Genomic DNA, 15,896 nt, shown 5'->3' with positions numbered 1-15,896 from the left:
AAAATGGGTTATGTATATATAACAGAACAATGAACCCAGGTGAATCAGGATGATCCTAGTAGATATCCGAACCGAGGATGATATTTATTATGCGCTCCATTGCGTGCGCTTCCTTATGAGGGACGTACCCTTTAACGAAAGCGAGAAGCAGAGCGTTTCGGTTACCGTACTTGAGCTAGCACGCAACATCATTCAGCATGGCGGTGCCAACGGGACCCTTCGCTGTGAATTGACCGAGGACAAGCTCCAGCTTACCTTCACGGATACCGGTTCAGGCATATCGAATCCGGAGGAAATCTTGCAGGGTCGGTACCGTTCGGCCAGCGGATTAGGTCTCGGACTCGCGGGGGCTAAGCGGCTTATGGACGAATTCACTCTGGAATCCTCTACGAAAGGAACCATCATTCATGCTGCGAAACGGATCAATGGAAATCGAAGAAGAACATCAACATGACAGTCATCTATCCAGGCTCGTATCGGTAGGGCAAGTGGCTGCCGGCATCGCTCATGAGGTACGCAATCCGCTTACGGCGGTGAAGGGCTTCCTCCAGCTGCTTCAGCAGCAGTCTCCCCACCCGTATCTCGATATTGCACAGGGGGAGCTGGAGAATGCCATCACTACGCTGCAAAATTTACTTCAGGTGTCGAAACCGGATTTAGATGATGAACCGACGCAAGAGATTTTTCTGTGTGTGGAGCTGGAATCTATGCTCCAGCTGTTTCAAGATCAGATTTACCGGGTAACGATTAAGAAAGAACTGCACGACGGCGATCAGCCGATCTACGGTAAGAAGAATCAGCTGAAGAAGGCCTTCTTTAATTTACTGAAAAATGCATTCGAAGCCATTCCGGACCGTGGTGTTATCACCATAGAGCATGCTATGCGCGACGGGAAAATCCATGTACTGATCCGCGATACCGGGCAAGGCATCCCGGAGGACAAGCTGGAGCTGATCGGGACGCCTTTTTTTACAACCAAAGAACAAGGGACAGGCATGGGACTCGCCCAAGTCTTCTCTACCATATACCAACATCAGGCAACAATTCAAGTTCGCAGCCGACTTGGACAAGGGACGGAGTTTCAGATTGTTTTTCCGATCGTGAGCGGGGCGGAGTGGGGAGTGACAGAGATGGAATTGACTTACATGGAGAACCAGTCGCTAAGAGATTATTTTACGGTGAATCAGGACAAGTTCGACGAATACCTGTTGCGTGAGGCGGTCAATGTCAGGGGGAAGCTCGATGAGATCAATAACAAAAGCAGTATCAATCTGATTGACAATGCGCATAAGCTGGTGGGCCTTCTGCTGGGAAGGCATGAGCACGAGCTGGTGCAGTTTGCCAAGGACGAGGGAAAGCTGTGGGCTCGCCATTCGCTGACACTGGCCCTCAAGCTGGAATGGCTTCAGGTGTTTCGCAAGGTATTGTGGGATTTCCTGTACCATTACGATTTGCAATGCGGCAAGCCTGCCGACCGGGAAGAGTTTTACCGCCAGGAGCGACGGATCAATGTATCGCTTGATTCCTTCCTCCGTCATTTTTTTATGTCTTACACCCAGTTTAAAGAGGATATACTGCAAGCTCACCGCGAAATGATCGATGATTTGTCCGTGCCGTTGATTCCGCTGGCTCCTACCGTGTCGATTCTTGCCCTGGTCGGGACGATCGATACGTTTCGGGCGAAGAAAATTCAGGAAAAGGTGCTGGCCCAAATCGGTACAACGAAGATCCGCAAGCTGATCATCGACCTGTCCGGTGTCGCATATATGGATACGGCCGTAGTAACGCACTTGTTCCGTATCATCGACGGGATTTCCATGATGGGCTGCCGGGCGGTCGTCACGGGCGTTCGGGCGGAAATTGCCAATACGATGATCAATATGGGGATTACGTTCGCCGACAAGGTTGAGACCAAGGGGAGCCTGGAGCAAGCCTTGGAGGAGTATGGGATGAAAGTGGAAGTGTAAGCGTAAGGGAAACGCCGTTCGATTGATACCTTCGGGTTTCGGTCGGACGGCTTTTTTGTGGATTGAAAAAGCAAGCAGCCCGCTGCTCGGCGGACTGCTATCCGAAGGCAGCCTATCCGATGGCTGCGAATAATGCTCCCTCCCGCTCTATAACGGAAAGGCTCTTTAAGCTTGTCGAAGGCACATTCTCACAAGCGCCGGTCTCTAGGTCGAACGTCCAGCCGTGCACCGGGCATTCGAAGCAATCGTCCGCGGCCTCCACCCGTGCCCCGGCATGAGGACAGCGGCGGGAGAAGAGACGGTAATCGGCCCCATCCTTTACTAAATAATAGGCTTGATTGTCCAGACTCACTTCGGCAGGGAATGAAGTGAAATCCGTTACAGCTCCAATACGAGTTTCGGCCATATGCCCGCTGTGCCCCCTTACAGGAGAAGAGTATACTGCTTTAGCTTCATCATATCATGTCCTGTCGAGAGGACCAAACACAGCAGAAGACCCGGGCAGGAGGCTGCCGGGTCTTCGGATTTTTGTTATTCTACGGATGGCGTCATGGCTGTGCGGCCTTCGTTGACATAAGCAGCATCCGTGACCGGCATTGCCGCTTCCGGCTGCAGGCCGGTGAACTGTTTCTCGCTTTTGGCGATGACCACGGTAGCCACGCTGTTGCCTATCAGGTTCGTAATCGCGCGTGCCTCGGACATGAAGCGGTCTACGCCGAGCAGGAGGGCCATGCCTTCCACCGGAATCGGTGTTCCCGGGATGGCCGTCAGCGTCGCAGCCAAGGTAATGAACCCGGAGCCGGTGACGCCGGCGGCACCCTTGGAGGTAAGCATCAGAATGCCGAGCACGGTAAGAATTTGAATCCACGTCAGCTCAATGCCGTATGCCTGAGCGATGAAAAGAGCGGCCATCGACAAGTAGATGGAGGTACCGTCCAGGTTAAACGAGTAGCCGGTCGGTACGACCAGGCCGACCACGGATTTGGAGCAGCCGTATTTCTCAAGGCGTTCCATCAAGCGCGGCAGGGCGGATTCCGAAGAGGACGTACCGAGCACGAGCAGGATCTCATCCTTGATGAAGCGCAGCAGGTTGAACAGGTTAAACTTATAGATTTTCGCAACCGTACCGAGGATCAGCACGATAAAGAGGAACATGGTAAGGTAGGTGGCTGCCATCATTTTGCCGAGTGAGAACAGAGACCCGAGACCGAATTTCCCGATCGTGTAAGCCATCGCGCCGCCCGCCGCGAACGGAGAGAAACGCATGATAATGCCAACCAGCTTAAAGAACACTTCATTGAGCTTCTCAAAAAATTCGGTAACCGGCTTCCCTTTCGGACCCAGCATGGAAAGAGCGAGACCGAACATGACGGAGAAGAACAGCACCGGAAGCATTTCTCCCTTGGATAGAGCGGCGATAGCGTTATCCGGAATGATACTCATCAGGAAGTCCATAAAGCCGTGAGGAGATTCTGCCGCCTGTTTCGTATATTTCGCTACATCGGCCGCCTTGGCGCCGACCTTGCTCGTGTCGATACCGGCGCCCGGCTGCACGATCATCACAACGGCGATGCCGATCGCCATGGCGAAGGTGGTGATGATCTCGAAATACAGCAGCGCTTTGCCGCCGATGCGCCCGATTTTCTTCATGTCGCCCATACCGGCGAACCCGATGACAATCGTGAAGAAGACGATGGGGGCGATGACCATTTTGATCAGCTTAATAAATATGTCGCCTAGTACCTTCAATTCCACACCGAAGGCGGGGAAAAACTGTCCGACCAAAATACCGATCGCGATGGCGATGAGCACCTGCACAGTCAAATTTTTCAGGTTGATTCTCACCTGGAATCCCTCCGTTTATCTCGTGTTGGTAGTAGCAGCTTGCTTGCGGGCGACGCCGGAATCGTACGCTGCCTGGATGACGGCCTCGCGAACCTTCTCGACGACGGATTGGTTGAACACGCTGGGAATGATGTAATACTCGTTCAGCTCCTCGTCGCTCACAACAGAGGCGATGGCCTTGGCGGCGGCGAGCTTCATTTCTTCGGTGACCCGGGAGGCCCGGCAGTCCAGAATGCCGCGGAAAATGCCCGGGAAACAGAGAACATTGTTGATCTGGTTCGGGTAGTCCGAACGGCCGGTAGCCATGACCCGGACATAAGGCTCGGCTTCCTCCGGCAAAATCTCCGGTGTCGGATTCGCCATGGCGAAGACGATCGGATCCTTGGCCATACGCTGCAGGTCCGTCGTCTTCAGGACGCCCGGACCGGAGACGCCGATAAATACATCCGCGCCGGCAATGACGTCCGACAGCTGACCGGTGAGGCCTTCCGGGTTCGTATGCTCCGCATACCACTGCCATGCGGAATTATCGTAGGACTGGCCGCTTGAGATCGCTCCGGCTTTGTCCACCCCGATCAGGTTGCGGACACCTGCGGCGAGCAAAATCTTCGAGCAGGCGGTGCCGGCGGCGCCGATGCCGCAGACGACGATCTTGCAATCCTCCAGCCGCTTGCCGACGAGCTTCACGGCATTCATCAGACCGGCCAGCAGAACTACAGCGGTACCGTGCTGATCGTCATGGAAAACAGGGATATCGAGCTCCTCAATCAGCCGCTGCTCGATCTCGAAGCAGCGCGGTGCGGAAATGTCTTCGAGATTAATGCCTCCGAAGGTAGGTGCAATCGCTTTCACGATGCGGATAATTTCTTCCGTATCCTGTGTGTCGAGGCAAATCGGGAAGGCATCTACGCCGGCAAACTGCTTGAAGAGAACAGCCTTGCCTTCCATAACGGGCATCGCGGCCTCCGGGCCGATATTGCCGAGTCCCAGCACGGCCGAGCCATCCGATACGACGGCAATGGTATTGCGTTTGATCGTCAGGGAATGGGCCCGCGAAGGCTTCTCATGGATCGCCATACATACTCGGGCTACGCCGGGAGTATACACACGCGACAGGTCGTCGCGGTTTTTGATCGGCGTTTTCGGTGTCGTTTCGATTTTGCCGCCGATATGCAGCAGGAAGGTATGGTCCGAAACGTGAAGCACCTTGACGCCGGGTACGGCGTTGACCGCTTGCACGATGAGGTCGGTATGCTTCTGATCGTAGACGTTCACGGTGATGTCGCGAACGGTGGTCTCCTTATCGGATCGGTTGACGTCAATAGCAACGATGTCGCCGCCGGCTTCTCCGATCGCACCTGCGATTTGGGCGAAGGATGCGGTTGCTTTATTCAGCTCGAGCCGGAGAATAATACTGGTATGTGCGCCTGATGGAATGGACATGGGGTTCACTTCCTAACCTTGTTCTTTGTCTGTGGACCCATGATATCGCTTTCAAGAGGAGAAGGGAATCATTAGAACATAATGGTTGTTTTGATCATTTTGGTCAGGGGAGAGGAGCGGAAGAACCTGCCGAAGCAAATGTCCCTGGTTCGGGTTATAATGGAGGCATAGGATCCGAAGGAGGAACATACGATGCAGTGGACAAAGCGTAAGGTTTCTTTCTGGTTCCCGGTGTTGGCGATGCTTGTCATATTCGCTGATGTTTTCGCGCTGCGAGAGGCAAAGCACCATCCGGAAGGCGATTGGATGCAGCTTGCTGTCGCCTTGGATTGGGTTGTCGTGCTGCCGTTCCTTTTCTACTTACTTATCGTCAGAAGCAACAGGCATTCCTGGAAAAAGGTGCTTGCCGTCATTGCCCTCGGTTGTTTAGCCTCCCACTCTTTTCTAAACTTAGAGCGGTGGCCGTTGCTGCGTTCCCTAGGACAGGGAGTTTTTGTGCTGGAGCTGGCTTTTATCACATTCGAATTGTACTTGGTCTACACCGTCATAAGACGGTTCCTCGCCGTTTCCCGGAAAGTCATAAGTCCTCTGGATAAGCTGAAATGTGCTTTACTGGATAAAGGAAAGCCGAATGTTCTAAAATCCATGATGATTCACGATCTTTCCATGGTTTACTATGCATTCTTCTCCTGGCGTGCCGTGCCTTACGAGCCTAGGGAGGCCCAAGCGTTTACCGTGCATCGTAAATCCAACAGCGTCTTGTGGACGATGCTTCTTCTGAAGCTCTCGCTGCTGGAAGGCTTCGGAGTGCATTTGCTGCTGATGCAATATTCGGAGTGGGCCGCCTGGATCGCGACACTTCTGCACGCGCCTGTTATCGTATGGCTCGTTGCTTCCTGTAGAGCACTTCGTCTGCAGCCCGTTCTGCTGTTGACGGATCGTTTGATCCTGCGGCACGGCTTATCATTGGATGCGGAAGTTCCCATAGCGAGTATCGAGACGGTTGAAACAGCCAGAGAGCTGGAGGTACCGAAGGAGCTTAAGAATTGCTCGGCCGTAACTGCTCTTGATCAGCCGAACCTGCGTCTTCGGTTGTCCGAGCAGGTACAAGTGCGTACGCTTCTAGGCTTATATCGTAAAGTGACGATAATCGATGCTGCGATCGACGAACCCGAGCTGCTGACTATGGAGCTAAAAAAGCGAATGACCCAATAAACGACGAACGGATAGGAGCCAGGGAGAATGAATAAGACAGACTGGATACTTGAGGCGGATATTGCCGAGTTACAGTATGTGATGACGGAGGGAAGGCTTACCTCCGTGGAGCTGGTGCGATTTTATCTGTTGCGGATAGAGAAGTTTAATGGGGCTGTCAACGCCGTTCTGGAATTCAATCCCGATGCCTTGGCGATCGCTCGGGAGCTGGACCGGGAGCGAGCGGAGAAGGGCAGCCGCGGACTGCTTCACGGCATCCCGATTCTGCTGAAGGACAACATCGATACGAAGGACCGCATGCATACGAGCGCAGGCTCCATCGCGCTGGAGGATTCGTATGCCATTCGGGATTCTTTCGTGGCCGGGCAACTGCGTGCTGCCGGAGCTGTGCTTTTGGGGAAGACGAATATGACCGAATGGGCGAATTATATGTCCGATACGATTCCCGCGGAGTCCAGGTCTGCAATCCGTACGGGCCGGGAGAGCTGTTCGTCGGCGGCTCCAGCTCGGGCTCCGGCGCCGCGATGGCAGGGGGCCGTTATTGTCGATCCGGTGGAGCTTCCCTGTGAAGAAACCGAGTGGGACGGGAATGTGATGCTGCATGAGTTCAAAAAGGGAATCAATGACTACTTATCGGCGCTGCCGGAATCGGTTCCGGTGCATTCCTTGAAGGAGCTGATCGCCTTTAATGAAAATGAACAGCATAAGGAGACTGCGCTGCGATATGGGCAAAGCCGTCTGCTGCGAAGCGAGGAGACGAGCGGAACGCTGGAGGAGGAGCTTTACCTTGACAGCAAGAGGAAAAACCATACGCTTGCCGGAGAGCAGGGCATCGATCATGCGCTGCAGGAGCATCAGCTGGACGCTCTGCTGTTTTTAGGGGCGGTGGGCGGCTCGGATTTGGGGGCTCGAGCCAGCGGAATCATTGCGCCGGCAGGGTACACGACCAAAGGTCCGCAGGGCGTCACCTTCGTCGGCAACGCCTACAGCGAGCCGGTGCTGATTGCCATCGCCTGCGCATACGAGCAGGCCACCAAGCATCGGGTGCCGCCGGTGCTTTAAAGGGGCTGTTACCGCCCTGTATACACGTATTTGTTCACAGGGCGGCCCACGCCGTATTGGAGGTCGAGGCGGAAGACGCCGCTTTTCTCCAAATGGTCGAGGTATCGTCTTGCCGTCACGCGGGCGATCCCGACGCCCTCCGCTACTTCCTCAGCCGATAGAGGCGTTCCTTGCTGAACGACGTACTGCACAATCTGCCTCAAAGTGGCTGCTTGCAGTCCCTTAGGCAGATCCGGAAGCAGTGCGGCAGGGTCCGGAGCTGCCGGGGTCAAGCTGGGGTAAAGCCCGGTTGTGTCTTTACCCGTACAGGCTTGTCCAAACAGTAAGCGGTCCAGCTCCGTTTGGGATAAGGTGCTTCCCTCCCGGGGCTCGAGCGCCTCCTTTTTGCTCCGGTAGTGCTCGAGCGCCTGCTTTACCCGTTCGAATTTGAACGGCTTAATGATGTAGTCCACCGCTCCTTGATGAAGCATTCGCTGAATCGTCGTCATATCGTTGGCCGCGCTGATCACGATGACATCGACCGCCAGAGCTTCGCTGCGAATTTGTCCGAGCGTCTGTACCCCGTCCAGCACCGGCATGAAGATATCAAGGAACACCAGCTCCGGCTGCAGCCGGCGGACCAGCTCGATCCCTTCCGCGCCGCTCGAGGCGACGCCGACGATCCGGAAGCCTTCCACCCGCTCGACAAACTGGCGGTTGACCTCCTGCACCATCGGGTCATCCTCGATCAAAATCACATCTATCATTCGCATAGCTTGGTTTCCTCCTAGTGAGCGGATGGATCCGGATTACCGGCTTGATCTTCAAACGGGGAATGCATAGGGAAGGTCAGCATAAACGACGAGCCTTCTCCGGGCGTGGAGTCGATTCGTATCGTTCCGCCGCCTTTTTCCAAGATACCGGCAATGAGGTGAAGGCCGATCCCGCGCCCCGGTCCGCCCTTCGTCGTGAAGCCCCGCTCGAATAGTCGTCCCCTCGTCGTCTCCTCCATGCCGCAGCCGTTATCCTCCACCAGTAAGGATAGCACGTCGTCATCCTGCTCCATACTTACAAATACCCGCTTGTCCCGCTGCACCGTCTGAAGGGCATCGAACGCATTCTCCATCAGATTGCCGATAAGAATGACCATATCATGATGATCCAGCCGTTCCGGGAACTGCTCCAGCCGGCTCTGCGGATCAATTTCCACCTCGATGCCCAGCTCGCGGCCGCGGCTGATTTTGCCCAGCAGCAGCCCTGTCAGGCTGTCATCCTTAAATCTTTGGCTTAGGAAACGCGTCAGCTCCTCCCGCTGCTCTATCACCTCAAATAAATATTCCAGGGCCTTATCCTTATTGCCCAGCTGGATCAATCCGCCGATCGTATGAAGCTTGTTCATGTATTCATGATTCTGTACCCGAAGCGCATCGACGAAAGCCCGGACGCCTGTCAGCTCCTCCGCCATGCGGGTCACCTCGGTGCGGTCCTGGAAGATGGCGACGGCTCCGACCGTATTCGCTCCGACTTTTATCGGGACACGGTTGCTCACGATAAGAGCGGTGCCGATAGTGAGCTCCTGATTATAAATCGGATGGTTCAGCTGTAAAATTTCGGGAAGCCGCGTATCCGGTATGACGTCGCGGATCGGCCGTCCGATGACTTCTCCTTCGACACGGAGCATTTGCTTGGCCTTCTCGTTAAAGACGGTCACCTTCTCGTCCTTATCGATGGCGATGACGCCCTCGTGCATCGCGTTGAAAGTGGCGGTGCGCTCGACGAACAGCCTTGCGATCTCGTGAGGCTCCAGCTCGAACATCTGGTGCTTGATATGCCCGGCCAGCTTCCAGGAGCCCCAAAGCCCGAACAGCAGCGAGAGCAGCAGCACGATGTACGCTTGGCCCGACTGCTCCAGCACAACCTGCCCAAGTGTCGGCATGATGCGCCCGACAAGCGCGACGCCGATTTGCTCATGCTCGGCGTTCATGATCGGCACGAAGGCGCGCAGCGCCGTGCCGAGCTCCCCCTTTGCCTTGGACACGTACGTGTGCTCGGCAAAGGCAGAGCCTTCATCGGCCCCCGTGGAGACGGTGCCGATCATGCGCTCGATCGGGTGGGACAGCCGCACCCGATGCATATCCATCACGACGACATACGTTGCGTCGTTGATGATGCGGATGCGCTCGGCGGCCGCCTGCAGTCCGGCGCGCTTCGCCGGGTCGGCGAGCCCGGCCGTGACCTCCGGCATCGCCGCAACCGTTCGCGCCGTCACGAGCAGACGGCGGCCGAGCTCCTCCTCCTTCAGCTTGACGATGCCGCCGAGCAGGATCGTGCCGCCGATACATAAGGCGAACAGCACGATGCCGAACGAGAGAATCGCAATTTTCCAATTAATTCGTAAACGCTGCAGCATGAGCTGGAGGCTCCTTTATCCTGACGGAATCTTGGTATCATCATACAACAGCATGCGCTCTGTTGAAAATACGACAAACAACCGCCCTTGCCCCTTTGAGGTAGCAAGCACGGTTGTTTATGTGCGACGGCTATCCCTGTTGTTTCCCGCCGCCGGTTTTGTCTTTTTGCTTGGTTTCGCCGCCGCTGTCTCCGCCTTGTCCCCCGCCGCCGGACTTGCCTCCCTCAGCTCCACCACCGCCGCCTGCCGAGCCTTGATCGCCACCCTGTTCCTTGCCGTACATGCTGCCGCTTTTTCCTTCGCCCTTTTGCTGCTCTTCCTTCTTCTCCTGCTCAAATTCTTTTTCCGGACTTCTGCCATAGATCGTGATTCCGCTTTTCGTGCGAACCTTTTCTTCTTCCTCGACCTCGCGCTCCAGCGTCTCCTGCTGATTCTTCAGCATTTGCTTCAGCTGTGCCTTATCGGCCTCCAGCAGCTTTTTCTCCCGCTCCTGCTCATGCTTTTTAATTTCCTGATACATCTTCATATAGAGCTGAAGCTCTTTATTAACGGGGTCTTCGCTGCCGGAGGATTGGCTTTGCGCTTGCTGCCCGCCGCCCCCTTCGGATGCCTTGCCCGAGCCGCCCCCGGTAGTGCCTCCACAAGCTGTCAACAGGAGGAGTAGAGCCAGACTGCTATGGAGAAAAAATAACCGCCGTGTCATGCATCATACGCCCCTTTCATTGCCTTTACTCTTAGGATGGCCTGTTTCTTCGAGAATAATTTATGCGTCTATACCTTGGGGCGATTTGTTGTATACTGATACCACAAGCACACAGACTGCCGGGGAAGGGGGTGGCGACATGAGGCCTTGGGCAGGAACCCTTGTTTTTGTTTTGCTCGGCTTGACCGCAGCCTTATTCATCGGCTTCTATCCTGCATTTACATGGGGATCCGTCCCGCAGGACGATGAGCAGCAAGGGTACGGAAATGAGCTTATCATCAAATTCAGCCATGTTGTTGCCGAGAACACCCCCAAGGGGTTAGCCGCGCAGCGGTTCGCCGATTTGGTCAAGGAAAAAACGGGTAAACGAGTCAAGGTGGAGATTTATCCGAACGGGGTTTTGTATGCGGAAGCCGGAGAGGTGGAAGCGCTTATGCGCGGGGAGATCCAGATGATTGCTCCTTCGACCTCGCACCTGTCCGAGCATGTACCCTCTTGGCTGGTCATGGACCTGCCATACGCCTTCCTGTCCCAAGAGGCAGTGAAGGAAGCAATGGAAGGTCCTATCGGGCAGCAGCTCTTCAGCAGGCTGGAAAAGAAGAACATGATCGGACTGGCCTACTGGGGCAACGGATTTAAGCAAATGACCTCGAACCGGGGTCCGCTGCGGCAGCCGTCGGATTTTCAGGATCAGAGGTTCCGCATTATCCCAAGCCGGGTCATTGAGGAACAATTCAAGCTGCTGGGCGTCAAATCCGTTCCGATGCCGTTCAATAACGTGTACCGCGGCCTGGAAACGGGTCTGGTCGATGGCGGTGAGAATACCATCTCAAATATTTACACTAAAAAATTTTATCAGGTTCAACGATTTATGACATTAAGCAATCACGGCTATTTAGGCTATGCCGTGTTGATGAATAAGAAGTTTTGGGCGCAAATCCCTCCGGAGCTGCAGCGAGGCATCAGAGAAGCGATGGCGGAGACTTCCGCATGGGCGAACGAGAATGCGATTCGGATGAATGAACGGCAATGGAACGATATTAAGGCCTCCGGCTCGGTAGAAATTCATACTTTAACGCCGCAGGAGCGGACGGAGTGGAGAAAAGCTTGGGAGCCACTGTATGATCAGTTTGAGAGGGAGATCGGACGCGAACTGATCGGAGAAATCCGGAAACTTCAGGACAAGTACGAGGAACATTGAACGTTGGGGCGTTTATTTGGGCCAGTTGCCTCGGGCCGATAACGGATTTTGAGGGACTTATTATACGGTGAAAGGGGATGTAAATAGAAATAGCGGATTTTCGAGGAGTTATTCTGGGAAACATCATGAAAATTGTAGTTTGTCGAGCCGTTTGCTCAAGAATAACACCTTCGAAATCCGTTATTTAGCGCGGATGCCCTTACAATGCCCAAATAGAACCTCGAAAATCCGTTATTGTTAATTTTGGAGGGTTTGCCTGAATATTAATAAAAGCTTTTCTTATGAACTCGATAAAATATGCTGAATTGTCGCCTATCTCCTCATCAGGTATAGTACTAATTAATAATGTTACTTAAACTGACATGACAAATCGTCGGATAGAGGAGGGGAACCCGCATGTCCAGACTAGAGGGCAAACGAATCGCTTTGACGGGACCGCGCAAGGCCGCCGAGCTCAGTGTGATTGTAGAGAAGCTTGGCGGAATCCCATTGGTGCGGCCGGCGCAGGGGACGGTCACAACCGAGCAGGAAAAGGTAGCCGCTGAGGTCAGGAAGCTGATCGAGCACGGCGCGGACTGGGTGATTCTGACGACAGGCGTCGGGACGGAGATGCTGGTGCAGACGGCTGCGGCCATCGGCAAGGAAGCGGAATTCATTGAGGCGCTAAGCCGAACGAAGCTTGCCGCAAGAGGCTACAAGACGGTCAAATATTTAAAATCGCTGGGGCTTGAGCCCACAGTCCGCGATGATGACGGTACGACGGTCGGCATTCTCAGAGCTCTGCAGCCTTATCAAGTAACAGGGAAGCGGATTGCCCTTCAGCTTTATGGAGACCATGCGCCGAAGCTGGTAGGCTGGCTGCGGGAGCAGGGAGCGGACTTCTATGAAATCCTGCCGTATGTTCACGTACCGCCGGAGCTCGCCGTTGTAGATACGCTTCTGAGGGAAGTGCTGGAGCATGAAGTGGATGCCGTTACCTTTACCAGCACGCCCCAGGTACGGTTCTTGATGGCTTACGCAAGGGAGAAGGGGTTTGCGGACCGGGTCGTTGCAGCCTTCCGCGACCGCGTAGTAGCCGTGGCCGTAGGGAAGGTTACGGCTGAGGCGCTCCGGGAGGAAGGGATCGGGCGGGTTGTGGCGCCGGAGGAAGAACGCATGGGAAGCATGATCGTTGCTTTAGCCAAATATTACGCCGGAGCGGCGGAATAGCATCAGGCGATACGCTTGGTGCTAACCTTAGGGTATGGTATACTTTTCCTAATCATGGGAAGGAACCATATCCTTTTTCTTTTTGATGCAGGAGGTCTAATGAACGATACTTCTTCAGTGGTAGTATTGCAAGGCGTAACGAAGCGAATCGGCGGCAAAACGATTGTGGACGGGCTCTCCTTCGAGGTCAATCCGGGGGAGGTATTCGGCTTTCTGGGGCCGAACGGGGCAGGGAAAACGACAACCATCCGCATGATGGTAGGCTTGATTACAATGAGCGAGGGCGAAGTTACCATTCGCGGCTTAAGCGTGCGTAACCAATTCGAGCAAGCGATGCGGCATGTCGGTGCGATTGTGGAAAATCCAGAGTTTTACGGCTTTATGTCGGGCTATCAGAACCTGCAGCATTTTGCCAGAATGAACGAAGGAGTTACTCCGGAGCGCCTGGATGAGGTTATCCGCCTGGTTCGACTGGAGAGCCGGATTGACGATAAAGTAAGAACCTATTCCCTTGGAATGCGGCAGCGGCTTGGGGTCGCGCAGGCCATACTGCATAAGCCCTCCGTGCTCATCCTTGATGAGCCTACGAACGGTCTGGATCCGGAAGGCATCCGCGAGCTGCGGGATTATTTGCGCAGACTGGCACGGGAGGAGGGCTTGGCGGTAATCGTCTCGAGTCACCTGCTCTCGGAGATGGAGCTGATGTGCGACCGCGTCGCCATTATCCAGAACGGCAAGCTGCTGGACGTACGCTCGTTCCGGGACGAGCCGGCGGCGGGAGGATTGCAGGAAATCGGCTTCGAGGTGGACCGTCCGGAGGAGGCGCTGGCCTTGCTTTCCGCAGAAGGACGGATTGAGAACGGCTCTGAGCTGGTCGTACTGCTGCCGGACCGTCGGGAGGCGGTAGCCGCAATGAATGAGCAGCTGGTCAAGAACGGCATTCGGGTGTATGCCATTCGCTCCCGAAACAAAACCCTTGAGGATCAGTTCCTTGAAGTGACGAGGGGGAATCAAATTGTCTAGTCTGCTTCGGCTCGTGGTGAACGAGCAGCAAAAAATTTACGCCCGCCTAAGAACCTGGATCATGCTGGCTATTTTGGTCCTTTCGGTCATCTCCTTGGGGGCGCTGCTGAAATTCGTGATCAATGCCGGCATCGGGCATGTATTGACCTTCATGGAAATGGCGGTGAGCTTGTCGTCGCTGGTGTTTATCTTTACGATCATTTTGGCGGGGGACATCGTTGCTTCCGAATTCAGCTGGGGAACGATCAAGCTGCTGCTGATTCGACCCGCATCCCGCAGTAAGATTCTGCTGAGCAAGTATATCGCGGTACTGCTGTTTCTAATCGTTCAGCTGATTCTGGTGCTCGTATTTTCCTACTTTACGGGACTGCTGCTCTTCGGCGTGAGCGGACCTTTGAATCCGAGCTTCAGCGTAGGGGAGCTGCTGGGGAGCTACGGCTTGGAGACGCTCCAAATCGTTATGGCCGCAACGATGGCTTTCATGATCTCAACGGTGTTCCGCAGCAGCTCGCTGGCGATCGGCATCTCGATTTTCCTGATGTTTACGGCAACTACCATTGTGGCGGCTATGGCGAGACTCAACTATACCTGGGTGAAATATGTGCTGTTTGCCAATACGGACCTGACGCCCTATTTCTCCGGGGGCAAGCCGATCGTGCCCGGAATGACTTTGGGATTTTCCGTTACGATGCTGGTCGTCTACTGGATATTATTTTATGCAATTTCCTGGCTGATCTTTACGCGGCGCGACGTAGCAGGCGCCTAACCCCATGAACAAACGAGACCTCTCTCGGCGGCAGCCGGGACAGATCTCGTTTTTCGCATCAGGGGCACTAGCGTATTCACACGGGCTTCCAGCTCGAGGCGCAACAATTGGAGAAGCTGTGAATCGCTCGGCCGATGACTTGACATGATATAAGGGAGAGGTAGCCATGTTAGTCTTCTTTTGGGTGAACGGGGTATGACGGGGCAGCTGCTGATCATCTGCTGCTTAACGGCCGTCATCCATTTGGCTGAAACGTTGGGCTATGCCGTCAGGCTGGCCGGTGTGAGGGCCGGCAAGCTAGCCGTTGCTTTATCGATTACCGGTATTATTCTCATAGTAGCTCGTACGTCGAACATGCTTCAGGGTGCGCTCTCCGGCAGCATCATCGATGATGCAAAAGCCGGCATCGGAATGGACCTAAGGACACAGCTCCATTTTATAATCGGCTCCGCTTCCGTAGGAACCATCCTGGCCATATTGCTTTTTCCTACAGCTGTCTTTATCTCCATGCGGCTGGTTGCGCATCTGGAGGCTGCGGGCTCTATGCCGCAAATGCTGCACGGGGTAACCGTTCGGAAGCTGAGGCACGTGCAGGCTCATCTACGCCGGCCCCGGCTCGAGATGCTGTCCCGTCTGCGCATCGGGGGGATTCCGAAGAGGCTCCTGCTGTTGAATACCCTAGTATCGGGTATTTATACCGTGGGTGTGCTTGCGGCGCTGTACGCATCTTATCTGGTTCCCGCATCCGCTACAGCGGCCTCCCAGTCCTCAGGGCTGATCAACGGGATTGCGACCATCCTGCTGACACTGCTGATCGATCCGCAGGTGGCCCTGCTGACGGACCGGGCTCTGTCGGACCCGTCGCATTTGACCGAGATGAACAAAATGTTCGGGCTATTGATGCTGTCCAGACTGCTTGGAACATTGCTCGCACAAGTGCTGCTTCTTCCCGGTGCCTACCTCATCGTATGGGCCGTCGGATGGCTGTGACTTATGGCATAAAAAGGCAAAGTTAATGTTTAGTAAAGATGTACTGTGCAAAGAGGAAATGTGCGATTCGTGTCGAATCATAG

14 protein-coding genes and 1 pseudogene are annotated in these 15,896 nt (G+C 54.7%); 9 read left to right on the top strand and 6 right to left on the bottom strand.

What is annotated here, in order from left to right; translation table 11 throughout:
* Positions 1-49: 49 nt before the first annotated feature.
* Together QMO62_RS13625 and QMO62_RS13620 are read left to right on the top strand one after the other, a co-directional pair.
* Positions 50-454: an ATP-binding protein gene (locus tag QMO62_RS13625; protein WP_284641634.1), complete on the top strand. Its 405-nt coding sequence runs from the start codon at positions 50-52 to the stop codon at positions 452-454.
* Positions 426-1,967, top strand: coding sequence for an ATP-binding protein (locus QMO62_RS13620; RefSeq protein WP_284641632.1), 1,542 nt, complete (start codon positions 426-428; stop codon positions 1,965-1,967). Before QMO62_RS13625 ends, QMO62_RS13620 begins: the two co-directional genes overlap by 29 nt.
* A 112-nt stretch (positions 1,968-2,079) precedes the next feature.
* Here QMO62_RS13620 and QMO62_RS13615 read toward each other — a convergent pair whose 3' ends face one another.
* The 3 genes from QMO62_RS13615 to QMO62_RS13605 all read right to left on the bottom strand — a co-directional run bounded on the left by QMO62_RS13615 (position 2,080) and on the right by QMO62_RS13605 (position 5,255).
* Complete coding sequence (locus QMO62_RS13615) at positions 2,080-2,373, bottom strand: Rieske (2Fe-2S) protein (protein ID WP_284641630.1); 294 nt, start codon at positions 2,371-2,373, stop codon at positions 2,080-2,082.
* A 125-nt stretch (positions 2,374-2,498) separates the two neighbouring features.
* Positions 2,499-3,812, bottom strand: a complete 1,314-nt coding sequence (locus tag QMO62_RS13610; RefSeq protein ID WP_284641628.1) for a dicarboxylate/amino acid:cation symporter — start codon at positions 3,810-3,812, stop codon at positions 2,499-2,501.
* Between the two features lie 15 nt (positions 3,813-3,827).
* A complete protein-coding gene (locus tag QMO62_RS13605) occupies positions 3,828-5,255 on the bottom strand; it encodes an NAD-dependent malic enzyme (protein ID WP_284641626.1) in 1,428 nt (475 codons plus the stop codon).
* 192 nt (positions 5,256-5,447) lie between these two features.
* Between QMO62_RS13605 and QMO62_RS13600 the strand changes: the two genes are divergently transcribed.
* Both QMO62_RS13600 and QMO62_RS13595 read left to right on the top strand, forming a co-directional pair.
* Complete coding sequence (locus QMO62_RS13600) at positions 5,448-6,470, top strand: hypothetical protein (protein ID WP_284641624.1); 1,023 nt, start codon at positions 5,448-5,450, stop codon at positions 6,468-6,470.
* 27 nt (positions 6,471-6,497) lie between these two features.
* A pseudogene (locus QMO62_RS13595) lies at positions 6,498-7,532 on the top strand (amidase family protein).
* A gap of 8 nt (positions 7,533-7,540) precedes the next feature.
* On the opposite strand, the gene QMO62_RS13590 reads toward QMO62_RS13595, so the two are convergent.
* From QMO62_RS13590 to QMO62_RS13580, 3 genes are all read right to left on the bottom strand, one after another.
* Complete coding sequence (locus QMO62_RS13590; protein ID WP_284644944.1) at positions 7,541-8,278, bottom strand: response regulator; 738 nt, start codon at positions 8,276-8,278, stop codon at positions 7,541-7,543.
* Between the two features lie 20 nt (positions 8,279-8,298).
* Positions 8,299-9,921 (bottom strand): ATP-binding protein, encoded by a 1,623-nt coding sequence (locus QMO62_RS13585; RefSeq protein WP_284641622.1) that lies wholly within the window; start codon positions 9,919-9,921, stop codon positions 8,299-8,301.
* Positions 9,922-10,051: 130 nt separating this feature from the next.
* Positions 10,052-10,624, bottom strand: a complete 573-nt coding sequence (locus tag QMO62_RS13580; RefSeq protein WP_284641621.1) for a hypothetical protein — start codon at positions 10,622-10,624, stop codon at positions 10,052-10,054.
* A 139-nt stretch (positions 10,625-10,763) separates the two neighbouring features.
* On the opposite strand from QMO62_RS13580, the gene QMO62_RS13575 reads away from it, so the two are divergent.
* From QMO62_RS13575 to QMO62_RS13555, 5 genes are all read left to right on the top strand, one after another.
* A complete protein-coding gene (locus tag QMO62_RS13575) occupies positions 10,764-11,825 on the top strand; it encodes a TRAP transporter substrate-binding protein (RefSeq protein WP_284641619.1) in 1,062 nt (353 codons plus the stop codon).
* A 396-nt stretch (positions 11,826-12,221) separates the two neighbouring features.
* Positions 12,222-13,034 (top strand): uroporphyrinogen-III synthase, encoded by an 813-nt coding sequence (locus QMO62_RS13570; protein ID WP_284641618.1) that lies wholly within the window; start codon positions 12,222-12,224, stop codon positions 13,032-13,034.
* Between the two features lie 99 nt (positions 13,035-13,133).
* On the top strand, positions 13,134-14,057 hold the full coding sequence (locus QMO62_RS13565; RefSeq protein WP_284641616.1) for an ABC transporter ATP-binding protein: 924 nt from the start codon (positions 13,134-13,136) through the stop codon (positions 14,055-14,057).
* Complete coding sequence (locus tag QMO62_RS13560; protein WP_284641614.1) at positions 14,050-14,823, top strand: ABC transporter permease; 774 nt, start codon at positions 14,050-14,052, stop codon at positions 14,821-14,823. Before QMO62_RS13565 ends, QMO62_RS13560 begins: the two co-directional genes overlap by 8 nt.
* Before the next feature lie 195 nt (positions 14,824-15,018).
* The gene (locus tag QMO62_RS13555; RefSeq protein ID WP_284641612.1) at positions 15,019-15,813 is read left to right on the top strand and encodes a lipid II flippase Amj family protein; all 795 of its coding nucleotides are present in this window, start codon (positions 15,019-15,021) and stop codon (positions 15,811-15,813) included.
* Positions 15,814-15,896 lie beyond the last annotated feature (83 nt).

The organism is Paenibacillus silviterrae, assembly GCF_030167925.1.
Taxonomy (GTDB): domain Bacteria; phylum Bacillota; class Bacilli; order Paenibacillales; family NBRC-103111; genus Paenibacillus_G; species Paenibacillus_G silviterrae.
Note: the sequence above shows the minus strand (reverse complement) of the source record. Positions and strands in the feature narration are given on the sequence as shown.